This is a genomic window from Stenotrophomonas sp. AB1(2024) (assembly GCF_037482345.1).
Classification (GTDB): Bacteria; Pseudomonadota; Gammaproteobacteria; order Xanthomonadales; family Xanthomonadaceae; genus Stenotrophomonas.
In genome coordinates, this window is record NZ_JBBHKO020000001.1 from 690,379 (window position 1) to 712,508 (window position 22,130).

The window sequence follows — 22,130 nt, forward strand, 5'->3', positions numbered from 1 at the left end:
CGCCATGACCCAGGCCCCGACCAGCAGCTCCACCGCCGCCGTGCCGCGCCACGTTGCCATCATCATGGATGGCAACGGACGCTGGGCACAGAAGCGTCGTCGCCCGCGCGTGATCGGCCATCGTGCCGGCGCACGCGCGGTCAACCGCACCATCGATTTCTGCCTGGAGCGTGGCATCGCCGCGCTCACGCTGTTCGCCTTCTCCAGCGAGAACTGGGGCCGGCCGAGCGATGAAGTCGACGCGCTGATGAAGCTGTTCCTCAACGCCCTGGACCGCGAGGTGGATGAGCTCCACCGCCGCGGCGTGCGCGTGCGCTTCATCGGTGAGCGCGAACGCTTCGGTGCCGGGCTGGTCAGCCGCATGCAGCTGGCCGAACAGCGCACCGCCGGCAACACCGCGATGACCCTGAGCATTGCCGCCAGCTATGGCGGCCACCAGGACATCGCCCGCGCCGCACGCGAACTGGCCGCCGAGGTCGCGGCCGGCCGCCTGCTGCCCGAACAGATCGACGAAGCGCTGCTGGGCAGCCGCGTCGCCCTGGCCGACCTGCCGCCGCCGGATCTGTTCATCCGCACCGGTGGCGACACCCGCATCAGCAATTTCCTGCTGTGGCAGCTTGCCTATACCGAACTGTGGTTCACCGAGGTGCTGTGGCCCGAGTTCGACGCCGCCGTGCTGCAGCAGGCGCTGGATGCCTACGCTGCACGTGAACGCCGCTTCGGCCTGACCAGCGCCCAGATCGCCGCCATGGCCACCGAGACGTCCAACCCATGACCAGAACCCGAGTCATCGCCGCGCTGATCATGGCGCCGGTCGCCATCGCGGCCATCCTGCTGCTGCCGACCCAGTGGCTGGCCGCCGCCGCCGCCGCCGTGTTCCTGATCGGCCTGTGGGAATGGCTGAAGCTGGCCGACGTCGAGGACACTCTCGCCCGCACCGTGCTGCTGGTGCTCAACCTGGTGCTGATGGTGCTCATCGTGTGGGCCGATGCCGGCACTCTGGTGCTGTACCAGATTGCCGCGCTGGTGGGCATCGGCTGGTGGCTGCTGGCCCTGCTGTGGCTGCGCTTCTTTACCTTCGGCGCCGAACCCGGCAGCCGCGCCCGCGCGCTCAAGCTGCTGGCCGGCACCCTGGCCATCGTGCCGGCCTGGGCTTCGTTGGTGCTCATCCATGCCAGCGGCGACAAGGGTCACCTGTGGCTGCTGACCGCGCTGGCCGTGGTCTGGGCCGCCGATTCCGGCGCCTACTTTGCCGGCCGCACCCTGGGCCGCACCAAGCTGGCCCCGCGCATCAGCCCCAACAAGACCTGGGAAGGCCTGGGCGGCGGCCTGCTGGCCGGCCTGCTGGTGGCACTGGTGTTCGGCTGGATCGCCGGGGTCTCCCCCGACCATGTGGTCGGCCTGGTCATCACCACGGTGGTCGCCGTGTTCGCCTCGGTGCTGGGCGACCTGTATGAAAGCCTGATCAAGCGCCATGCCGGCGCCAAGGACTCGGGCCACATCATTCCGGGCCACGGCGGCGTGCTGGACCGCATCGACGGCGTGCTGGCCGCGCTGCCGGTGTTCGCGCTGGGCAAGGAAATCTTCGGATTCTGAGCATGCAGAGCACTACCGCCCCCCGCCGGGTCGCCGTGTTCGGTGCCACCGGCTCCATCGGCGCATCCGCGCTGGACGTGATCGTCCGTCACCCGGACCGCTACCGCGCGACCGTGCTGGCAGCCGGCACCCAGGTGCAGGCGCTGGTCGCGCTGTGCGCCGTGCACCGCCCGCTGCATGCGGTGATCGCCGATGAAGCCCGCTACGCCGAACTGCGCGATGGCCTGCGCGCGGCCGGCCTGGACACCCAGCCACACGCCGGTGCCGCCGCGCTGGACCAGCTGGCCGCCAGCGACGCCTGCGACACCCTGGTGGCGGCCATTGTCGGCGCGGCCGGACTGTCCTCGACCCTGGCCGCCGCCGAAGCCGGCAAGCGGATCCTGCTGGCCAACAAGGAATCGCTGGTGCTGGCCGGCGAGCTGCTGATGCAGCGCGCCACCGCTGCGGGCGCCGAGATCATCCCGATCGACAGCGAGCACAGCGCCATCTTCCAGTGCCTGCGCTCGCGCGATGCCAGCCTGGACCAGGCCGGCGTGCGCCGGATCCTGCTCACCGCCTCCGGCGGCCCGTTCCGCGGGCGCAGCCGGGCCGAACTGGCCGAGGTCACCCCCGCCCAGGCGGTTGCCCACCCGAAGTGGTCGATGGGCCCGAAGATCTCGGTGGATTCAGCGACGTTGATGAACAAGGGACTGGAGGTCATCGAGGCCCACCACCTGTTCAACATCCCCGGCGAGCGCATCGAAGTGCTGGTACACCCGCAGAGCCTGGTGCATTCGCTGGTCGAATTCGTGGACGGCTCCACGCTTGCCCAGATGGGCCTGCCGGACATGCGCACCACGCTGGCCGTAGGCCTGGGCTGGCCGCAGCGGATCGAATCCGGGGTGGCAGGACTGGACCTGCTGGCCCAGGGCCGGCTGGATTTCGAAGCCCCCGACATCGACGCGTTCCCCTGCCTGGGCCTGGCCTGGCAGGCCATGGCCGCTGGCGGCACCGCCCCGGCGGTGCTCAATGCGGCCAATGAAGTGGCTGTTTCAGCATTTCTTCAGGGGCGGGTCGCTTTCCTAGCCATTCCGAGCCTGGTCGCTAACGCTCTTTCAACACTGCCGACAGCGTCCGCCGATACACTGGAGGGCCTGCTGGCCGCCGACCAGCGCGCCCGCCAGATCACCCAAGCCGCCATCGACCACGCCTGAATGCCCTTCCCGCACCTTTCCCGCGACGTCCACCATGGGTGAATTCATCGGCTCTGTCTGGTGGATGATCGTCAGCCTTGGCCTGCTGGTGACCTTCCATGAGTTCGGTCACTACTGGGTCGCGCGCCGGTGCGGGGTAAAGGTATTGCGCTTCTCTGTCGGCTTCGGCAAGCCGCTGTGGATGCGGCGCAACCGCAATGGCACCGAATTTGTGATCGCCGCCATTCCGCTCGGCGGCTACGTGAAGATGCTGGACGAGCGCGAGGCCGAGGTGCACCCGGCCGAACGCGGCCTGGCCTTCAACCACAAGACCGTCTGGCAGCGCATCGCGATCGTGGCCGCCGGCCCGCTCGCCAACCTGGTGCTGTGCGTGGCCCTGCTCTGGGCGATGTTCGTGCTGGGCAAGCAGGATTATTCGGCCACCATCGGCCGCACCACCGGCATGGCCCAGGTGGCCGGGCTGCAGGCCGGCGACCGCGTGCTGAGCGTGGATGCGCGCAGCGTGGTCACTGCCGGCCAGGCCACCATGGCCCTCACCACGGCAGCCATGGACCGCCACGATGCCAAGGTGGAGGTGCTGGATGCGCAGGACCAGGTGCGCACCCTCACCCTGCCGCTGTCGCAGCTGCCGGCCGGGTTCGATGAACGCTGGGTGGCGTCGCTGGCCGGCCTGACCTGGCAGTTCCACCTTCAGCCGGCGCTGGTCGAACAGGTGCTGCCCGACTCGGGCGCCCAGGGCGTGCTGCTGCCGGGCGATCTGGTACTGGCCGTCGATGGCCAACGCATCGATGCGGCCGACCAGGTCTCCCCGGCCATCCTGGCGCTGGGCAAGCGCGGCGGCCCGGGCATGATCGAGGTCCTGCGCAACGGCGAACGCCTGGCGCTGGAAGTCACCCCGCGCCAAGGCAAGGATGGGCGCGGCCAGCCCACCTGGCAGATCGGCATCGGTTTCCCCCAGGCCAGCGCGCCGGCCTACGACACCACCCTGCAGTACGGCCCCCTGGCGGCCATTCCGGCGGCGCTGCGCGAAACCGCGCGCGCGGCCGGCGATTCGCTGGGCATGATGCGCCGCATCGTCACCGGCAATGCCTCGCTGCAGAACGTTTCCGGCCCGGTCACCATCGCCCGGGTAGCCAACCAGACCGCCCAGCGCGGCCTCGATTGGTTCCTCTGGTTCCTGGCCGTGCTGTCGCTGAGCCTGTGCATCATCAACCTGCTGCCCATCCCCATCTTGGACGGCGGGCACCTGCTGTATTACCTTATCGAGTTGGTCAAGGGCAGCCCGCTGAGCGAGCGTGCCATGGCGGCGGGCCAATACATCGGCCTGGCCATGCTGGCCGGACTGATGGGACTGGCGTTCTACAACGACATCCTCGGTCTGTTCCCGCGATGAACTTTTACCCTTTTGTCGTCGTCTTATGCGCCGGCATCCCGCAACATCGTATTCGACTCCAACCGGACGTGACATGACGCGACTCCCCAATCGCCGCCTGCTTGCCCTCGCACTCGCCGCCGGTTTCGGCGCGCCCGCCCTGGCCCAGGCAGCCGAGCCCTTCACCGTCAGCGACATCCGTGTCGATGGTCTGCAGCGCATCACCTCCGGTACCGTGTTCACCTACCTGCCGGTGGAACGCGGCGAGACCCTGACCGACAACAAGGTCGGCGAGTCCATCCGTGCCCTGTACAAGACCGGCTTCTTCGAGGACGTCCAGCTTGAACGGCAGGGCGACATCCTGGTGGTCACGGTCAAGGAACGCCCGGCGATCAACAAGCTGACCGTCACCGGCAACAAGGACATCAAGAGCGACCAGCTGCTCAAGGGCCTGAGCGACATCGGCCTGAGCGAAGGCGGCACGTTCGATCGCCTGAGCCTGGACCGCGTCACCCAGGAACTGCGCCGCCAGTACAACGACCGCGGCAAATACAACGTCGAGATCACCCCGACGGTCAGCCCGCTCGACCGCAATCGCGTGGACATCACCATCGCGATCAAGGAAGGCAAGGCCGCCAAGATCCAGCACGTGAACCTGGTGGGTACCGACAAGTTCGAGTCCAAGGACATCCTGGAAACCTGGGAGTCCAAGGAGCACAACTGGGCGTCCTGGTACCGCCGCGATGACCAGTACTCCAAGGAGAAGCTGTCGGGCGACCTGGAAAAGCTCAATTCCTGGTACCTGGACCGCGGCTACGTGGATTTCAGCATCGATTCCACCCAGGTTTCGATCAGTCCCGACAAGCGCGACATGTTCATCACCGCCGGCGTGACCGAAGGTGAGCAGTACAAGATCTCGGAGATCAAGGTTACCGGCGACACCATCCTTCCGCAGGAAGACGTGGAGCGCATGCTGATCCAGAAGGCCGGCGACACGTTCTCGCGTGCGCTGCTGGAATTCAGTTCGGATGCCATCACCAATTCGCTTTCCAACATCGGTTACGCGTTCGCCAAGGTGAACCCGATCCCGACCAGCAACCGCGCCGACCGTACCGTGGCGATCAACATGCAGGTCGTGCCGGGTCCGCGCGTGGGCGTGCGCCGCATCGTGTTCAAGGGCAACACCCGCACCTCCGATGAAGTGCTGCGTCGTGAAATGCGCCAGTTCGAAAACAGCTGGTACTCGCAGGCGGCCATCGACCGTTCCAAGATCCGCCTGCAGCGGCTGGGCTACTTCGAATCGGTCGAGGTCGAAACGCCGCCGGTCACCGGCAGCAACGACCAGGTCGACGTGGTTTACAACGTCAAGGAAACCACCTCGGGCAGCTTCGTGTTCGGCTTGGGCTATTCGCAGTCCTACGGCATGACCACCTCGGTGCAGCTGTCGCAGAACAACTTCCTGGGCGGCGGCAACCGCGTGTCGGTCGAAGCCTCGCGCAGCAGCTACCTGCAGCGCTACGGCTTCTCCTACACCAACCCGTACTTCACCGATGACGGCGTCTCGCTGGGCTACAACCTGTCCTGGCGCGAACTGGACTACTCCGACTTCAACACCGCGCAGTACAACAGCACCAACGGTGCGGCGCAGGTGGTGTTCGGCGTGCCGATCACCGAGAACGATACGGTTTCGCTGATGGTGGGCATCGACAGCAACCAGATCACCACCTACCAGGGCGCTACGCCGCAGTCGATCATCGATTACATCGATGCCATCGGCAGCAGGACGTTCCACTCCTGGCGCACCGAGCTGGGCTGGGCCCGCGACACCCGCAACGACTACTTCATGCCCACCCGCGGCATGTACCAGCGCGTGGGCCTGGAAACCACCCTGCCCGGCTCGACGGTCGAGTACTACAAGCTGAATTACCAGGTCTCCAAGTACTGGCCGATCATCCCGTCGCTGGTCATCAACACCCGCGCCGAACTCGGCTATGGCGATTCCTACGGCAATGACGTATCGCGCGTGCTCACCAATCCGGACGGCACCACCCGCGTGGTCACCGCCTCGGGCCTGCCGTTCTTCGAGAACTTCTACGCCGGTGGCACCAACTCGGTGCGCGGTTTCGAAGACAACACCCTGGGCCCGCGTTCGGAGCCGACCGCGTCGTACAGCCGCGGCCAGCCGCTGGGCGGTTCGCTGAAGACCGTCGGTTCGGTCGAAGCCTACTTCCCACGCCTGTTCGACAGCCCGTCGGCACGCGTCTCGGCGTTCTTCGATATCGGCAACGTGTACAGCGGCACGAACAGCTTCGATGCCAACGAACTGCGCGCCTCGGCCGGTGTCGCCCTGCTGTGGCGCGCCCCGGTCGGCCCGATCTCGATCAGCTACGCCTTCCCGCTCAAGAAGGAAGACGGCGACGAAATCGAACGCTTGCAATTTACCTTCGGCGGTCAGTTCTAAGCGTCGGACGCATCAGCGAAAGCGCCGGGCATTGCCCGGCGTTTTTGTTTTGGAGCGAAGGGCGAACGGCCAACGGCAGCGTTTCAGTTGATACGTGCAGGGGAGGCCGGCGGGCAGCCCCACATATGGTCGTGTGCGGTGAGAAGAGCAGCCAGGCAGGGCCTGGCTCTACGATGTTGCGAGGTAGGGTCGGTCGTCAGACGACTGCCGTGAACCCGTCAACGCCCGGTAACGCACCAAATTGATCGGCATGGCAGGCCGGCCGAAGGTCGGCACCCGCGTTTCCCGTGGCCACCGGCCAACCGTCGGAGGGTCGGCGGGTGTGGGGGTACGGGGGCTTTGCGAAACATGGATGTTTCGCAAGAGCCTACAAGGACGTATTCACGGCGCCCCCCGTACCCCCATACCCGCCGGCCCACGCCACGGACATCTGCAGACCAGGGCTGTTCGCCTGGATCCAACAGCAGCCGGGCAGAGCCCGGCTCTACGCAGCCTGTCGAATGCCAACGTTGAAGGGGCGTAGCCCGTCGAATGCCAACGGTAGAGGGGGACCGAACACCCCAACATGACCGAAGTCACGGCACACGGTAAACTCCCGGCGTGAACACTCCTACCTATACCGCCCAGCAACTCGCCGAGCAGTTTGGCCTGCAGGTCCATGGTGATGGCAGCACCGCCATCCGTGGCGTGGCCACGCTTGCCCATGCCGGCCCCGGCCAGCTGACCTTCCTGGCCAATCCGCGCTACCGCGCCCAGCTGGCCGACAGCCAGGCCGGGATCGTGGTGCTGCGCGCCGACGACGCCGGGGCCGCGCCCGGTACCGCGTTGATCGCCAAGGATCCGTACACCACCTTCGCCAGGATCGGCGCACTGTTCGACATCGCCCCGACCCGTCCGCCGGGCATCCACCCCAGCGCCGTCATCGATCCCGACGCCCAGGTCGCCGCCAGCGCCCACATCGGCCCGTTCGTCACCATCGGTGCGCGCAGCGTGATCGGCGAGAACTGCATCATCGGCGCCGGCAGCATCATCGGCGAGGACTGCAGCCTGGACAGCGGCTGCGAACTGATCGCCCGCGTCACCCTGGTCACCCGGGTCCGGATCGGCAAGCGCGTGCGCATCCATCCGGGCGCCGTGCTCGGCGCCGATGGCTTCGGCCTGGCCATGGATGCAGGCAGCTGGATCAAAGTGCCGCAGCTGGGCGGGGTGCGCATCGGCGACGACTGCGAAATCGGCGCCAACACCTGCGTCGACCGTGGTGCCCTCGAAGATACCGTGCTCGACAATGACGTGCGCCTGGACAATCTCGTCCAGATCGCCCACAACGTCCAGATCGGCGCCCACTCGGCCATCGCTGGCTGCACCGGCATTGCCGGCAGCGCCAAGATCGGCCGTTATTGCCTGCTCGGCGGTGCCGTCGGCGTCGTCGGCCACCTTGAGATCTGCGACAAGGTTGTGATCACCGGCAAGTCCGTGGTGCGCAACTCCATTACCGAACCGGGCGAATACTCGTCCGGAACCCCGTTGACCGACAACCGCACGTGGCGCAAGAACGCCGCGCGCTTCAAGCAGCTCGATGCCCTGGCCCGTCGCATCCTGTCTGTGAGCAAGGAGAAGGAATGAGCCACGAACAGAAGCTGCCGGACATCACCCAGATCCAGGCGTTGATCCCGCACCGCTACCCCTTCCTGCTGGTCGACAAGGTCATCGCGATCGATTACGAGAAGCGCACCATCGTTGCCACCAAGAACGTCAGCATCAACGAACCGTTCTTCCAGGGCCACTTCCCCAGCCAGCCGATCATGCCCGGCGTGCTGATCATCGAAGCCATGGCCCAGGCCGGCGGCGTGCTGACCCAGCTCACCCTGGGCCGTGATGCCCAGTCCAAGCTGTTCTACATGGTGAAGGTGGACAAGGCACGCTTCACCAAGCAGGTAGTGCCCGGCGATGTGCTGGAAATGCATGTCGAGATCAAGCGCGTGATCCGCAACATGGCGGTGTACGACTGCCTGGCCAAGGTCGACGGCGAGATCGTTGCCTGCGCCGAAGTGCTCTGCGCCGGCACCCGCGAATGAACGCGCCACTCATCCACCCCACCGCGGTCATCGACCCGTCGGCGAAACTGGCGGCGGATGTACGTGTCGGTGCATTCTGCCTGATCGGTGCCGATGTCGAGATCGGCGAAGGCACCGAAATCGGTCCGCACTGCTCCATTCACGGCCCTACCCGGATCGGCCGCAACAACCGTTTCATCGGCCACGCCGCGATCGGTGGCGAGCCGCAGGACAAGAAGTACAACGCCGAACGCACCGAACTGGTGATCGGCGACGAGAACGTGATCCGCGAGTTCGTCACCATCAACCGCGGCACCGTCGGCGGCGGTGGCATCACCACGGTCGGCAACGACAACTGGTTGCTCGCCTACACCCACGTCGCCCATGATTGCCACGTGGGCGACCACTGCGTGTTCTCCAACAACACCACCCTGGCCGGCCACGTGACCGTGGGCGACTACGTGATCATCAGCGGCTTCGCCGGTGCACACCAGTTCTGCCGGATCGGCGCCCACGCCTTCCTGGGCATGGGCGCGTTGACCAACGGCGACGTGCCGCCCTTCACCATGATTGGCAGCGATTCGCTGGGCCGCCCGCGCGGCATCAACAGTGAAGGCCTCAAGCGCCGCGGCTTCGATGCCGAGCGCATCGCCAGCATCAAGCGCGCCTACCGCACCCTGTACGTGGCCGGCCTGCCGCTGGCCGAAGCCAAGGTGCAGCTGGCCGAACAGGCCACGCACAGCGCCGACGTCAAGGACCTGCTGGACTTCATCGAACACGCCGAGAGGCCGCTGCTGCGATGACGGGGACAGGCGCGTCGAGACCGTTGCGGATCGCGCTGGTGGCCGGCGAAGCCTCCGGCGACCTGCTCGGTGCCGGCCTGGTCCGCGAACTGCAGCAGCGTTTCCCCAACGCAGAGTTCGCCGGTATCGGCGGCGATGCCATGCGCAACGCCGGCTGCCTGACCTGGTTCGATGCCAGCGAACTTGCGGTGATGGGCCTGACCGAAATCCTGCGCCACCTGCCACGCCTGCTCAAGCTGCGCGGCGAGTTCCGCACGCGCGTGCTGGAGTGGCAACCGGATGTATTCATCGGCATCGACGCCCCGGATTTCAACCTGGGCGTGGAGCGCTGGCTGAAGGAGCGTGGCATCACCACGGTGCACTACGTCAGCCCATCGGTATGGGCGTGGCGCGAGAAGCGCGCCGAGAAGATCGGCGCCAGCGCCGACCTGGTGCTGTGCCTGTTCCCGATGGAACCCCCGATCTATGCGCGGCACGGGATCGATGCGCGCTTCGTCGGGCACCCGATGGCCGATGACATTCCGCTGCACAGCGACCGTGAATCAGCCCGCGTCGCCTTGGGCCTGCCGGCCAACGCCAAGGTGTTGGCCGTCCTGCCGGGCAGCCGTCTGGGCGAGATCAGCAAACTGGGCGGCGCCTTCTTCGAGGCGGCGTGGCAGGTATCCGAACGCATTCCGGGCCTGCACGTGGTGGTACCGGCCGCCAATCCGGCCTGTCGCGCATTGATCCAGGAACAACTGTCACGTTCTGCGTTGCCGGTGGCGTATTCGCACCTTCTTGATGGCCAGGCGCGCACGGCGATGATCGCGGCCGACGTGGTGGTACTGGCCTCGGGCACGGCAACGCTGGAAACGATGCTGGTCAAGCGCCCCATGGTGGTCGGCTACCGCGTGGCGGAGCTGACCTACCGCATCGTCAAGGCGCTTGGCCTGATCAAGGTGGACCGCTTCGCACTGCCCAACATCCTGGCCGGCAAGGACCTGGCGCCGGAGCTGATCCAGCACGACTGCGTGCCGGACAAGCTGGCGGCGGCAATCCTGCAGTGGTTCGATCATCCGCAACGCGGTATCGACATCCAGGACACCTACGAGAAGCTGCATCTGCAGTTGCGCCAGGACGCCTCGGCGCGCGCGGCCGACGCGGTCGCCGAACTGCTGGCACGCAAACCGCGCGGGAACGCGGCGGCATGAGCCGCCGCCACGCCGCGGCGGCATCGCTGGCGCTGTTCGACGGCGCAGCACTGGCCACGGTGGCGCCGCGCTATGTGGCGGGCGTGGACGAAGCCGGTCGCGGCCCGTTGGCCGGTCCGGTGGCGGTAGCGGCGGTGGTGTTCTGCCCGGACCGCCCGCGCCTGAACGGGCTGGACGATTCCAAGCAGCTCACGGCCATCCGCCGCGACCAGTTGTTCGACAAAATCCAGCAACGTGCGCTGGCCTTCCACGTGGTGATGGTGGATGTGGCCGAGATCGATGCGCTCAACATCTACCAGGCGACGATGCTGGGCATGCGCCGCGCAGTCGAAGCCGTTGCGCACGTAGCGCAGTTCGCGCGCATCGACGGCAATGTCGTCCCCAAGGGCCTGCCCTGCCCCGCGCAGGCACTGGTCGGCGGCGACGCCCTCGACCGCGCGATCATGGCCGCCTCGATCCTGGCCAAGGTCAGCCGCGACCGCTACATGCTCCAGCTGCACGAGCAGCACCCCGAATACGGTTTCGACCAGCACAAGGGTTACGGCACCCCGGCCCACCTGGCCGCCCTGCGCACCCACGGCCCCAGCCCCCACCACCGCCGCAGCTTCGCGCCCGTGCGTGACTGCCTGGACAGCGCGTTGGTTGCTGCTGGCTGAAACAGCAACAGCAAACGCCAAAGCGGCACTTCCGGGTTCGACCGGCTTGGGCGACGGGTGTGGGTTTGCGGGACACGCTGCAAGTACGTCCATGTAAGCTCGTTCGCGCCATCCATGGCGCTCTACGGTCCCGCAAACCCACCCCCGCCGCCCTTTGACAGTTGGCTGGTGCCCAACGGAGATCAAAAGCCCGGCCTTTGCTCCTGCTCTTCCGTGCGAGCCGACCTTCCGTTGGGGGCGGCGGCGGGGGCAGGGGTACGGGACCTTTCCTTGCACCATGGATGTTGCAAGAGAGCCCCCATGGGTGAAGGCGCACTGCTTGCGAGGCACTGCCTCGCGTGCGACTGAACGCCCAACCGCTGGCGGTTGGGCCGGGGCCCGGAGGGCGGTTTACGGCACGTCCCGTACCCCTGCCCCCGCCGCCGCCCCAGCCGATAAGCCTACCGCCCAAGTGCTCTGGCTTCGGCATCTGCTCTGGTTTCAGCCCCAGGCCTCCCGCCTTAACCCAATCCCCTGTCAAGCCTTGTTCCGCTTGCCCCGCGCGGCTACCCTGACCGGGCATTACATTGGCCCGGCATGTCCACTTCCCGTTTCGTACATCTGCACGTCCACACCGAGTTTTCGCTGGCGGATTCGACCATCCGTGTCCCGGCGAAACCGGATCAGGCTGACCCGAAAAAGGCCAAGCAGGCCAACCTGCTCAGCCGCGCCGTCGAACTGAACCTGCCCGCGTTGGCAGTGACCGACCTGAACAACCTGTTCGCGCTGGTCAAGTTCTACAAGGCCGCTGAAACGGTCGGCATCAAGCCGATCGCCGGTGCCGACATCATGATCGCCGAAGAGGGCATGACCCCCTGGCGCATGACCCTGCTGTGCCGCGACCGCGAAGGGTATCTCAGCCTCTCGCGCCTGCTCACCCGCGCCTGGATGGAAGGCCACCGCCCCGAAGGCGGCGTGGCCGTGCACCCCGACTGGCTCAAGGCCGGTTGCCATGATCTATTTGCCCTGGCTGGCCGCGACAGCCTGGCCGGGCGCCTGGCCGGCGAAGGCCGCCATGACCTGGCCGAGCAGCAGCTCGCCGACTGGCAGCGCGTCTTCGGCGATGGCCTGCACCTGGAGCTGACCCGTACCGGCAGAGAGGGCGAAGAAGCCTTCAATCAGTTTGCCCTCGTTGCCGCCGGCCAACGTGGCCTGCCCGTGGTGGCCAGCAACGACGTGCGCTTCCTGCGCCCGGACGATTTCAGTGCCCACGAAGCGCGCGTGTGCATTTCCTCCGGCCGCGTGCTGGACGATCCCAAGCGCCCGCGTGATTACAGCGACCAGCAGTACCTGAAATCGCCCGAAGAGATGTGCGCGCTGTTCGCCGACATCCCCGACGCGATCGACAACACGTTGGCGCTGGCCGAACGCTGCAACATGGAAATGCGGCTGGGCACCTACTTCCTGCCCAACTACCCGGTGCCCGAAAACGAAACGCTGGACAGCTGGATCTGCAGCGAATCGCGCAAGGGCCTGGACGCGCGCCTGGAAAAGAATCCGCTGGCCGAAGGCAAGACCCGCGCCGATTACGTCGAGCGCCTGGAATTCGAGCTGGCCACCATCATCAAGATGGGCTTCCCCGGCTACTTCCTGATCGTGGCCGACTTCATCCAGTGGGGCAAGAACCAGGGCATTCCGATCGGTCCTGGCCGTGGTTCCGGTGCCGGTTCGCTGGTGGCCTGGGCGCTGCAGATCACCGACCTCGATCCGATTCCGTACAACCTGCTGTTCGAGCGGTTCCTCAACCCCGAACGCGTGTCGATGCCCGACTTCGACATCGACTTCTGCATGGACCGCCGCGACGAAGTCATCGACTACGTCGCGCGCAAGTACGGCCGTGAGCGCGTCAGCCAGATCATCACCTACGGCACCATGGCCGCCAAGGCCGTGGTGCGCGATTCCGGGCGCGTGCTGGGCTTCCCGTACGGCCTGGTTGATGGCGTTTCCAAGCTGATTCCCAACATCCTGGGCATTTCGCTCAAGGACGCGATGGGCGAAGGCAAGGACTCGGAAATGGCATCGCCGGAGCTGATCCAGCGCTACCAGAACGAAGACGATGTGCGCGACCTGATCGACCTGGCACGCCAGCTCGAGGATCTTACCCGCAACGCCGGCAAGCATGCCGGTGGCGTGGTGATCGCGCCCGAGCCGCTGGCCGAGTTCTGCCCGCTGTTCGCCGAACACGACGAAGGCGGCCGTGGCCGCAACCCGGTCACCCAGTTCGACAAAAACGACGTCGAAGAAATCGGCCTGGTGAAGTTCGACTTCCTCGGCCTGCGCACGCTGACGATCATCGACTGGGCGGTCAAGGCGATCAACAAGCGCCACGCCCGCGCCGGCATTCCACCGGTCGATATCACCGCGCTGCCGCTCGACGACGCCCCGACCTACAAGGACATCTTCGCCAACGGCAACACCGGCGCGGTGTTCCAGTTCGAATCCTCCGGCATGCGCCGCCTGCTGAAGGACGCGCGCCCCGACCGCTTCGAAGACCTGATCGCGCTGGTGTCGCTGTACCGCCCCGGCCCGATGGACCTGATTCCTTCCTTCAACGCGCGAAAGCACGGCCAGGAAGAAATCATCTATCCCGATCCGCGCACCGAAGCGATCCTGAAGGACACCTACGGCATCATGGTGTACCAGGAACAGGTGATGCAGATGGCGCAGATCGTGGGCGGTTATTCGCTCGGCGGCGCCGACCTGCTGCGCCGTGCGATGGGCAAGAAGGTGCCGGCCGAAATGGCCAAGCACCGCGAGATCTTCCGCGAAGGTGCGGCCAAGGGCGGCGTGGATGGCCCCAAGGCCGACGAAATCTTCGATCTGATGGAGAAGTTCGCCGGCTACGGCTTCAACAAGTCGCACGCCGCCGCCTACGCGCTGGTCAGCTACCAGACCGCCTGGCTCAAGCGCCATTACCCGGCCGAATTCATGGCGGCCACGCTGTCCTCGGACATGGACAACACCGACAAGGTGGTGGGCTTCCTGGCCGAAGTGCGCAACCTCGGCTTGACCGTGCTGCCGCCGCGCGTGAACGAATCGGCGTACATGTTCGAAGCCTCCAGCGCCGACACCATCCAGTACGGCCTGGGCGCCATCAAGGGCGTGGGCCAGGGTGCCTGCGAAGCGGTGGTCGAGGAGCGCCTGGCCAACGGCCGCTACGAGTCGCTGCTGGATTTCTGCATGCGCATCGAATCGGGCAAGCTCAACCGGCGCACGCTCGAAGCGATGATCAACTGCGGCGCGCTCGATGGCCTCGGCAGGAACCGCGCTTCGCTGATGCTGCAGCTGCCTGAAGTGCTCAAGGCCACCGACCAGATGTCGCGGGAGCGGGCCTCCGGCCAGAACTCGCTGTTCGGCGCGCCCGACCCGGTCAGCACCGCGCTGCAGCTGGACCTGCCCGAAGCGAAGGAATGGGCGCTGGGCCAGTTGCTGGACGGCGAACGCGAAACCCTGGGCTTCTACCTCAGTGGCCATCCGTTCGACCCGCACGCCGACGACGTCAAGGAACTGGTCGGCACCGACCTGGGCATGCTGGAAAAGCTCATTCCCCCCGCCCGCCCCAGCAAGGACGGCGAGAAGCGCGCCTGGCGCCAGGAAACCCCGGTGATCCTGGCCGGGCTGGTGGTCGGCGTTCGGCGCAAGGGCGAAAGCCAGGTCTTCATGCAACTTGAAGACGGCAAGGGCCGGGTCGAGTGCAGCGCCTTCACCGACGGCCTGGCCGAATTCGGCCACCTGATGACCAAGGACCGCATCCTGGTGGTCAAGGGCGGCCTGCGCGAAGACGAGTTCAACGGCGGCTATGCCCTGCGCATCCGCCAGTGCTGGGACTTCGAAGAAATCTGCGCCAATTACGCCACCCGGTTGTCGCTGCGCCTGGACCTGCGCCAGGGCGACCCGGTATGGACGCGGGTGAACGGCCTGCTCGACCGCCACCGTCCCGGCCGTACCCCCCTGCGCCTGGACCTGCTGCTGGGCACCGACCAGGGCCCGGTGGCCGGCATGCTGGACGTGGCCGGCGATACCGCCGTGCGCGTGGACAGCCAGCTGGTGGACGCGCTGCGGGCCGACCCGGCGGTGCGTACGCTCAAAGTCCGGTACAGCCCGCCATGGGCGAATTAGTTGTTGCCGGCCAACGGCCGGGGCTACCACCAGACGACCCCGTACGGGGCATTTAGACGCATTCGGCTACACTTTCCCTCTTTTCTTCACGACGGCTTCCGATGAATCCGAACTACCTCGACTTCGAGCAACCCATCGCTGATCTGGAGGCAAAGATCCAGGAGCTGCGCAGCGCAAGCGCCGGCCCGGCGGTCAATGTCGAGGCCGAAGTGCGCACCCTGCAGGACAAGCTGCGGCTGCGTACCGCGCAGATCTTCCGCAACCTGACCTCGTGGCAGGTGCTGCAGCTGGCCCGCCATCCTTCGCGCCCCTACACCGCCGACTACATCCGCATCTTCTGCGATGAATTCCAGGAACTGGCCGGCGACCGCGCCTTCGCCGACGACAAGGCCATCATGGGTGGCCTGGCCCGCATCGGCGGCCGTTCGGTGATGCTGATCGGCCACCAGAAGGGCCGCGACACCAAGGAAAAGATCAAGCGCAACTTCGGCATGCCCAAGCCGGAGGGCTACCGCAAGGCGCTGCGCCTGATGAAGATGGCCGAGCGCTTCGGCCTGCCGGTGCTGACCCTGATCGACACCGCTGGCGCCTGGCCGGGCATCGATGCCGAATCGCGCGGCCAGTCCGAAGCGATCGCGCGCAACCTGATGGAAATGGCCGAACTGAAGGTGCCGGTGATCTGCACCGTGATCGGCGAAGGCGGCTCCGGCGGCGCGCTGGCGCTGGGCGTGGGCGACCGTACCGTGATGCTCGAATACAGCGTGTATTCGACCATCAGCCCGGAAGGCTGCGCCTCGATCCTGTGGAAGGACGCGGGCAAGGCCAAGGATGCGGCCGAACAGCTGGGCCTGACCGCGCCGCGCCTGAAGAGCCTGGGCCTGGTCGACAAGGTGGTGCGTGAGCCCACCGGCGGTGCGCACCGCAACCCGAACCAGATGGCCAAGCGCTTGAAAGCGGTGCTGCTCAACGAGCTGGATGCGCTGGAAAAGCTGTCCACCGACGACCTGCTGCAGAAGCGCTACGAGCGCCTGCGCAGCTACGGCGCCTACGAAACGGCCTGATCTGACGCTGCGGTTGTGGCAAAAAAAACCGGGCCATGCGCCCGGTTTTTTTTGTCTTCGTCCGATGGCTCAGCCACGCAGGGCGTGGCTCTACGGCATCCTGGTGCCCGGCGTAGAGCCACGCCCTGCGTGGCTGCGCAATGCCGGGTCCCTCAGAACGGCTTGGCCAACACCAGCCACACCACCCCGATGAACAGCACCAGCGGCAACTCATTGAACCAGCGCAGCGCGCGCGACGACGGCAACACCTTGCCCTTCACCGCGCCCTTGAGCAGCCGCCCGGTCCATGAGTAATACACCAGCAGCAGCACCACCAGCCCCAGCTTGGCATGCAACCAGCCCGCCGCACCCGGCGCGACCATCGTCGGGAAATCCGGAATCACCCGGTAACCCAGCCACAGCACCAGCCCCAGGATCAGCGCCAAGCCGAACATCATGTGCCCGAACCTGTACAGGCGCAGGCCCATCAACTGCAGGCGCTCGGTCACCGGCAGCTGGCCGGCGGTCTCGCTCAGGTTGACCAGTATCCGCGGCAGGTAGAACACCGCCGCCATCCACGCCACCACGAACAGCAGGTGGAAGGTCTTGACCCAGTAGTAGGACTGCATGCGCTTGCTCCGGCGGCTGGCTTGGATGTCGTTCATTCTGGCCGATTCGGCGGGGCAACGCATGCGCGGCGGATTGACGCATTACCATGTGCACCCGCGTCCCTCTCCCCTGCCCCGCATGCACAAGACCTACGACCAGGCCTACTTCCAGCGCTGGTACCAGCCCGACCAGACCGGCGGCGCGGCGCGCCTGGCGCGCAAGGTCGCCCTCGCCGTGGCCAGTGCCGAGTACTACCTGGAGCGCCCGATCCGCAGCGTGCTGGACATCGGCGCCGGCGAAGGCGCCTGGCGCGCGCCGCTGCTCAAGCTGCGCCCGCGCGTGCAGTACATGGGCTTCGACAGCAGCGCCTACGCGGTGCAGCGCTATGGCCGCAGCCGCAACCTGCACCCCGCGCGGGTCGGCGATTTCGCCTGGCTGCGCCCCTGCGCGCCGGTGGACCTGCTGGTCTGTTCCGACGTGATGCACTACGTGCCCAGCCGCGAGCTGCGCCCGGCCCTGGCCGGCTTCGCCGAGCTCACCGGCGGCGTCGCCTTCCTGGAGGCATTCACCGCCGAGGACGAGTTCGACGGCGACCACGAAGGCTTCCAGGCCCGCCCAGCCGCCTGGTACCGCCGCCACCTCAAGGCCGAAGGCTTCACCGCCCTGGGGTCCCACTGCTGGCTCTCGCCCGCCCTGGCGGGACAGGCCGCAGCGCTCGAACGCAGTGCGTAGAGCCACGCCCTGCGTGGCTGCCTCACGATCTGGCACCACGCAGGGCGTGGCTCTACGCGTCTCATTCTGCCGTGATATTTCCCCCATTAACCCATGGGACGAAGGCCTGCTGTATGCTGCGCGGCAACATAAGACCATACATATTCGGACGTCATGCTCTATCAGCTGCATGAATTGACCCGCAACCTGCTCGCGCCCTGGGTGCACCAGGCCCAGGCCAACGCCAAGTTCTTCGCCAACCAGGGCCACTGGTGGTCGCAGATGCCCGGTGCCGACCGCCTTTCGGCGGTCAACGAGCTGTTCCATCGCATCGGCAAGGATTACGAGAAACCCGAGTGGGGCATCAACGAAATCGACGTCGAAGGCGAGCGCGTGCCGATCGTGGTGCACGAAGAGGTCAGCAAGCCGTTCTGCAAGCTGTTGCGCTTCAAGCGCCACAGCAATGAGGCCGACCAGCTCAACACCATGCTCAACCAGCCGTTCGTGCTGGTGGTGGCACCGTTGTCGGGGCACCACGCCACGCTGCTGCGCGACACCGTGCGCACCCTGCTGCGCGACCACCGCGTGTATGTCACCGACTGGGTGGATGCGCGCATGGTGCCGGGCAGCGAAGGCGAGTTCAGCCTGGACGATTACATCGCCTACGTGCAGGAATTCATCCGCCACCTCGGTGCGGAAAAACTGCATGTGGTGAGCGTGTGCCAGCCGACCGTGCCGGTGCTGGCGGCCGTTTCGCTGATGGCCAGCCGCGGGGAAACCACGCCGCGTTCGCTGGTGATGATGGGTGGCCCGATCGATGCGCGCTGCAGCCCCACCGCAGTGAACAACCTGGCCACCCAGAACCCGCTGTCGTGGTTCGAGAACAACGTCATCCACACCGTGCCGCCGGGTTACCCGGGCGCAGGCCGCCGCGTGTACCCGGGCTTCCTGCAGCACGCCGGGTTCCTGTCGATGAACCCCAGCCGGCACTTCAGTTCGCACTGGGATTTCTATGCCGACCTGGTGAAGGGCGACATGGAAGATGCCGACGCGCACCGTCGCTTCTACGATGAGTACAACGCGGTGCTGGACATGCCGGCGCGCTACTACCTGGATACCATCCGCGTGGTGTTCCAGGAATTTTTGCTGCCGCGCGGCGAGTGGTATGTGCAGGGCGAACGCGTGGACCCCAGTGCGATCACCGGTACCGCGCTGCTGAGCATCGAAGGCGAGCTGGACGACATCGCCGGCCTGGGCCAGACCGAAGCCGCGCAGGCGCTGTGCACCGGCATTCCGGCCGAGCGCCGTGAGCACTTCATCGTCGAGGGCGCCGGTCACTATGGCATCTTCAGCGGCCGTCGCTGGCGCGAAACCGTGTACCCGAAGGTGCGCGATTTCTTCGCCGCCAATACGCAGGCGGCGGTGAAGCCGAAGAAGGCGGCCAAGGCCGCCAGCAACGTCACCCCGATCCGAAAAAAAGCGGGGTGACGCCCGTCTGACCCATGTCTTCGGTCGGTACAAACGCCGGATGCATGGGCAGGACGGTCATTGCATGGGCTTCGGATGCTTGCGCCGCGCTGCGCGCGGTGTCCGGCCAACGTTATGCCCGCCGTCCTGGCAGGCACCCTGCGGGCCGTCGCTACGCGACGTTGAGAACGGCTCCTGCCGTTCTCTTATGCCCGCCGTCCTGGCGGGCACCCTGCGGGCCGTCGCTACGCGACGTTGAGAACGGCTCCTGCCGTTCTCTTCGGACCTACGAATTGCTACGGGCCCATCCGGATCATGATCAATCAACCATGAGCTCCGGATGCCTGGCGGTAGCGCCGGCCGTTGGCCGGCCCTCGGTAGACTTACAGGCGCACCAGCAGGTGCTTGGCCATCTGGCCGTGCAGGTGGCCGATGAAGCGCGCCAGGTGCATGGTGCAGAACAGAATCACCACGCCCAGTACCGCCAGCACCGGGGCCGCCCACAGCGGCAGCAATACCAGGTCGCCGTCGATGTAGAGGCCCGGGGCGCCCAGCGCGAACAGCAAGGCCACCGGCGCCCAGATGAACACCAGCGCCACCGTCAGCAGGGTGACCGCAACGGTGAAGTAGACGGTGCCCAGCGGCAGCATCAACACGAAGTACAGCATCGTCAGCCAGGTACGCCCATCGGTGAACATGTCACCGATCCGCTGCAGCCAGCTGCGGCTGCGGTCGGCGTAACGCGGCCGGCGCGGCATGCGCTCGCCCAGCAGCACTTCCACCAGCCGCCCTTCCAGCAGCGCCAGGCCGCGCACCGAGCCAAAGAACAGCACCGTCAGCGGAATGCCGATGATCAGGATCAGCAGCCCCAGCGACAATGACAAGCCGGTGATCACCCACGTGAAGAGGAACGTTCCCGTGGCCAGTGACAGCAGCATGTAGAACAGCGCGCCGTAGGTCCGCGGTTCCAGCGCCACGCCGAAGAAGCGCGCCAGCGCCGAACGATGCGGCGCGGCCACAGGCTCCACGCGCGGTGCGTCGCCGCCGGCAGCGGCCGCTGCGGCTGCGTCGGCCACCTGCGCCGGCACCACCCGGGCGATCGGCCGCACGCTGGCACTGGGCGTACGCAGCGCGCGGTTCACGGTGATTTCCGTTTCGCGATAGATCTCGGCCACTTCCTCCGGCGCGCCATAGCTGCCGGCCACGTCGGCGATCACCTCGGCCTCACTGCGCCCCGGCTGCGCGGCCAGTTCCGAACGCAGGTATTCCTCGGCGTCGTACAACGCGTCCTGCACCATCGCCGGATCGGCGTCGTGCAGGGCCGCACGCAGCTGCGCCAGATACTGCCCGATGGTGGTGGGCAGGCCCCTGCCCGCCATGCTTTCTTCGTTCATTGCAGTACCCCTTCCAGCACGGAATCGACGGAATCTCGGGTGGCACGCCAGGCCTGGGTCCACTGCTCCAGCACCTGGCGGCCGCGTTCATTGATGCGGTAGTAACGTCGCGGCGGCCCGGCCACGGACGGTTCGATCTGGCTTTCCAGCAGGCCGCCCGCTTCCAGATTGCGCAGCACCGGGTACAGCGCGCTCTGCTTGCCGCTCAGTACGCCGTCGCCCACCCGTTCCAGCTCCTTGGCGATCAGGTAGCCGTACAACGGCTCGCCGGTACGGGCCAGCACCGCCAGCAGCGCCAGCGAGACCGTGCCGGCGCTGAGCTCCTTCTGGAACTTCTTCAGGTGGGCCTCGTGGTCGCTCATGACCGATCTCCAGCTAGCGTGGAGTCAACACTAGTGTGAAGTCAGCTATAGCGAACGTGCCGTTAGTCACCCTGCCGCTGGACAGGGCCGGACTGGCGGGCAACGCAGGGCTTCGCGCAGAATCGGGGACCGTTCATCCTGGGGTCCACCATGTCGCCACGCCGTCCTGCCCTGCTCGCGCTCGCGCTTGCCCTTTCCTGCCTGCTCCCGGGCCTGGCCACGGCGGCCACGCCCTACCGCAGCGCGCAGCAGATCCTGGAGGCCTCGCCAGCCAGCGACTGGCGCACGCCGGATCCGGCCAACCTGCTGTTGATGCAGCTGGATGCCGGTGAGGTCCTGATCGAACTGGCTCCGGCCTTCGCGCCGCAGCACGTGGCCAACATCCAGACCCTGGCCCATGAGCATTTCTGGGATGGTGAAAGCATCTACCGCGCGCAGGACAACTTCGTGGTGCAGTTCGGCGATGCCGATGCCGACGATACGGACAAGGCCAAGCCGCTGGGCAGTGCCAAGCGCAAGCTGCCGGCCGAGTTCCAGCGCGACAGCAAGGGCCTGAAGGTCAGCCTGCTGCCGGATCGCGATGGCTGGGCCGAGCATACCGGCTTCGTGGACGGCTTCGCTGTTGGGCAGGATTCGAAGGACGGCAAGACCTGGCTGGCCCACTGCTACGGCACGCTGGGTGCAGGCCGCAACAACGACGAAGACAGCAGCATCGGCGCCGAGCTGTACGTGGTCACCGGCCAGTCGCCGCGCCAGCTGGATCGCAACATCACCGTGGTCGGCCGGGTGCTCAAGGGCATGGAGCTGCTCAGCGCGCTGCCGCGCGGACCAGCGCCGATGGGGTTCTATGCGGACCCGGCGCAGCGCACCGCGATCCGTTCGATCCAGCGGGTGAGCGACCTGCCGGAAGCGGAGCGGCCCACACTGCAGGTGCTGCGTACCGATTCGAAGACGTTCACCGATACGGTCGAAGCGCGGCGCAATCGGGTGGATGACTTCTACAAGCGCGCCGCAGGACATATCGATCTGTGCAACATCCCGGTGCCGGTGCGGTAATCGGCCTG

At 66.5% G+C, this 22,130-nt stretch carries 17 protein-coding genes and 1 pseudogene; 15 read left to right on the forward strand and 3 right to left on the reverse strand.

The window, feature by feature from the left end; translation table 11 throughout:
* Positions 1-4: 4 nt before the first annotated feature.
* The 12 genes and pseudogenes from uppS (at position 5) to WIX41_RS03370 (ending at position 16,544) form a co-directional block, all read left to right on the forward strand.
* On the forward strand, positions 5-775 hold the full coding sequence (gene uppS / locus WIX41_RS03315) for a polyprenyl diphosphate synthase (RefSeq protein ID WP_339445742.1): 771 nt from the start codon (positions 5-7) through the stop codon (positions 773-775).
* Entirely contained in the window at positions 772-1,596 is an 825-nt protein-coding gene (locus tag WIX41_RS03320) for a phosphatidate cytidylyltransferase (protein ID WP_339445743.1), read from the forward strand. The genes uppS and WIX41_RS03320 overlap by 4 nt, the downstream gene beginning before the upstream one ends.
* 2 nt (positions 1,597-1,598) lie before the next feature.
* A complete protein-coding gene (gene dxr, locus WIX41_RS03325) occupies positions 1,599-2,789 on the forward strand; it encodes a 1-deoxy-D-xylulose-5-phosphate reductoisomerase (protein ID WP_339445744.1) in 1,191 nt (396 codons plus the stop codon).
* 34 nt (positions 2,790-2,823) lie between these two features.
* Positions 2,824-4,182, forward strand: coding sequence for an RIP metalloprotease RseP (gene rseP / locus WIX41_RS03330; RefSeq protein WP_339445745.1), 1,359 nt, complete (start codon positions 2,824-2,826; stop codon positions 4,180-4,182).
* Between the two features lie 73 nt (positions 4,183-4,255).
* On the forward strand, positions 4,256-6,622 hold the full coding sequence (gene bamA / locus WIX41_RS03335) for an outer membrane protein assembly factor BamA (protein ID WP_339445746.1): 2,367 nt from the start codon (positions 4,256-4,258) through the stop codon (positions 6,620-6,622).
* 600 nt (positions 6,623-7,222) lie between these two features.
* The gene (lpxD, locus tag WIX41_RS03340) at positions 7,223-8,245 is read left to right on the forward strand and encodes a UDP-3-O-(3-hydroxymyristoyl)glucosamine N-acyltransferase (RefSeq protein WP_339445747.1); all 1,023 of its coding nucleotides are present in this window, start codon (positions 7,223-7,225) and stop codon (positions 8,243-8,245) included.
* Entirely contained in the window at positions 8,242-8,697 is a 456-nt protein-coding gene (fabZ, locus tag WIX41_RS03345; protein ID WP_339445748.1) for a 3-hydroxyacyl-ACP dehydratase FabZ, read from the forward strand. The genes lpxD and fabZ overlap by 4 nt, the downstream gene beginning before the upstream one ends.
* A complete protein-coding gene (gene lpxA, locus WIX41_RS03350; RefSeq protein WP_339445749.1) occupies positions 8,694-9,479 on the forward strand; it encodes an acyl-ACP--UDP-N-acetylglucosamine O-acyltransferase in 786 nt (261 codons plus the stop codon). Before fabZ ends, lpxA begins: the two co-directional genes overlap by 4 nt.
* Positions 9,480-9,493: 14 nt before the next feature.
* Positions 9,494-10,669: pseudogene (lpxB, locus tag WIX41_RS03355) on the forward strand (lipid-A-disaccharide synthase); the annotation flags it as partial.
* Entirely contained in the window at positions 10,666-11,325 is a 660-nt protein-coding gene (locus WIX41_RS03360; RefSeq protein WP_339445751.1) for a ribonuclease HII, read from the forward strand. The pseudogene lpxB and the gene WIX41_RS03360, both read left to right, overlap by 4 nt.
* Before the next feature lie 576 nt (positions 11,326-11,901).
* Positions 11,902-15,483 (forward strand): DNA polymerase III subunit alpha, encoded by a 3,582-nt coding sequence (dnaE, locus tag WIX41_RS03365; protein ID WP_339445752.1) that lies wholly within the window; start codon positions 11,902-11,904, stop codon positions 15,481-15,483.
* A 101-nt stretch (positions 15,484-15,584) separates the two neighbouring features.
* On the forward strand, positions 15,585-16,544 hold the full coding sequence (locus WIX41_RS03370) for an acetyl-CoA carboxylase carboxyltransferase subunit alpha (protein WP_339445753.1): 960 nt from the start codon (positions 15,585-15,587) through the stop codon (positions 16,542-16,544).
* A 152-nt stretch (positions 16,545-16,696) separates the two neighbouring features.
* On the opposite strand, the gene WIX41_RS03375 is transcribed toward WIX41_RS03370, so the two are convergent.
* Complete coding sequence (locus WIX41_RS03375) at positions 16,697-17,152, reverse strand: CopD family protein (RefSeq protein WP_409187441.1); 456 nt, start codon at positions 17,150-17,152, stop codon at positions 16,697-16,699.
* Positions 17,153-17,270: 118 nt separating this feature from the next.
* On the opposite strand from WIX41_RS03375, the gene WIX41_RS03380 reads away from it, so the two are divergent.
* Positions 17,271-17,864, forward strand: coding sequence for a class I SAM-dependent DNA methyltransferase (locus tag WIX41_RS03380; protein ID WP_409187442.1), 594 nt, complete (start codon positions 17,271-17,273; stop codon positions 17,862-17,864).
* Positions 17,865-18,017: 153 nt separating this feature from the next.
* Complete coding sequence (locus WIX41_RS03385; RefSeq protein WP_339445756.1) at positions 18,018-19,331, forward strand: polyhydroxyalkanoate depolymerase; 1,314 nt, start codon at positions 18,018-18,020, stop codon at positions 19,329-19,331.
* A 362-nt stretch (positions 19,332-19,693) separates the two neighbouring features.
* Here the strand turns inward: WIX41_RS03385 and WIX41_RS03390 are convergent, their stop codons facing one another.
* Positions 19,694-20,704, reverse strand: coding sequence for a sensor domain-containing protein (locus WIX41_RS03390; RefSeq protein WP_339445757.1), 1,011 nt, complete (start codon positions 20,702-20,704; stop codon positions 19,694-19,696).
* Positions 20,701-21,066 carry a PadR family transcriptional regulator gene (locus WIX41_RS03395; RefSeq protein WP_339445758.1) on the reverse strand — a complete coding sequence of 122 codons (366 nt, stop codon included), beginning with the start codon at positions 21,064-21,066 and terminating at the stop codon, positions 20,701-20,703. The genes WIX41_RS03390 and WIX41_RS03395 overlap by 4 nt, the downstream gene beginning before the upstream one ends.
* A gap of 150 nt (positions 21,067-21,216) precedes the next feature.
* Here WIX41_RS03395 and WIX41_RS03400 point away from each other — a divergent pair, with 150 nt between their 5' ends.
* Entirely contained in the window at positions 21,217-22,122 is a 906-nt protein-coding gene (locus tag WIX41_RS03400) for a peptidylprolyl isomerase (RefSeq protein ID WP_339445759.1), read from the forward strand.
* The last annotated feature ends 8 nt before the right edge of the window (positions 22,123-22,130 follow it).

What these genes read in the sequence shown, in the direction of transcription:
- rseP (WP_339445745.1), top strand. Translation starts at nt 2,824, where the DNA reads ATGGGTGAATTCATCGGCTCTGTCTGGTGGATGATCGTCAGCCTTGGC.
- WIX41_RS03380 (WP_409187442.1), top strand. Translation starts at nt 17,271, where the DNA reads ATGCACAAGACCTACGACCAGGCCTACTTCCAGCGCTGGTACCAGCCC.
- WIX41_RS03400 (WP_339445759.1), top strand. Translation starts at nt 21,217, where the DNA reads ATGTCGCCACGCCGTCCTGCCCTGCTCGCGCTCGCGCTTGCCCTTTCC.
- bamA (WP_339445746.1), top strand. Translation starts at nt 4,256, where the DNA reads ATGACGCGACTCCCCAATCGCCGCCTGCTTGCCCTCGCACTCGCCGCC.
- lpxA (WP_339445749.1), top strand. Translation starts at nt 8,694, where the DNA reads ATGAACGCGCCACTCATCCACCCCACCGCGGTCATCGACCCGTCGGCG.
- dxr (WP_339445744.1), top strand. Translation starts at nt 1,599, where the DNA reads ATGCAGAGCACTACCGCCCCCCGCCGGGTCGCCGTGTTCGGTGCCACC.
- WIX41_RS03370 (WP_339445753.1), top strand. Translation starts at nt 15,585, where the DNA reads ATGAATCCGAACTACCTCGACTTCGAGCAACCCATCGCTGATCTGGAG.
- WIX41_RS03390 (WP_339445757.1), bottom strand. Translation starts at nt 20,704, where the DNA reads ATGAACGAAGAAAGCATGGCGGGCAGGGGCCTGCCCACCACCATCGGG.
- WIX41_RS03320 (WP_339445743.1), top strand. Translation starts at nt 772, where the DNA reads ATGACCAGAACCCGAGTCATCGCCGCGCTGATCATGGCGCCGGTCGCC.
- WIX41_RS03395 (WP_339445758.1), bottom strand. Translation starts at nt 21,066, where the DNA reads ATGAGCGACCACGAGGCCCACCTGAAGAAGTTCCAGAAGGAGCTCAGC.
- uppS (WP_339445742.1), top strand. Translation starts at nt 5, where the DNA reads ATGACCCAGGCCCCGACCAGCAGCTCCACCGCCGCCGTGCCGCGCCAC.
- WIX41_RS03375 (WP_409187441.1), bottom strand. Translation starts at nt 17,152, where the DNA reads ATGCAGTCCTACTACTGGGTCAAGACCTTCCACCTGCTGTTCGTGGTG.
- WIX41_RS03385 (WP_339445756.1), top strand. Translation starts at nt 18,018, where the DNA reads ATGCTCTATCAGCTGCATGAATTGACCCGCAACCTGCTCGCGCCCTGG.
- WIX41_RS03360 (WP_339445751.1), top strand. Translation starts at nt 10,666, where the DNA reads ATGAGCCGCCGCCACGCCGCGGCGGCATCGCTGGCGCTGTTCGACGGC.
- dnaE (WP_339445752.1), top strand. Translation starts at nt 11,902, where the DNA reads ATGTCCACTTCCCGTTTCGTACATCTGCACGTCCACACCGAGTTTTCG.
- fabZ (WP_339445748.1), top strand. Translation starts at nt 8,242, where the DNA reads ATGAGCCACGAACAGAAGCTGCCGGACATCACCCAGATCCAGGCGTTG.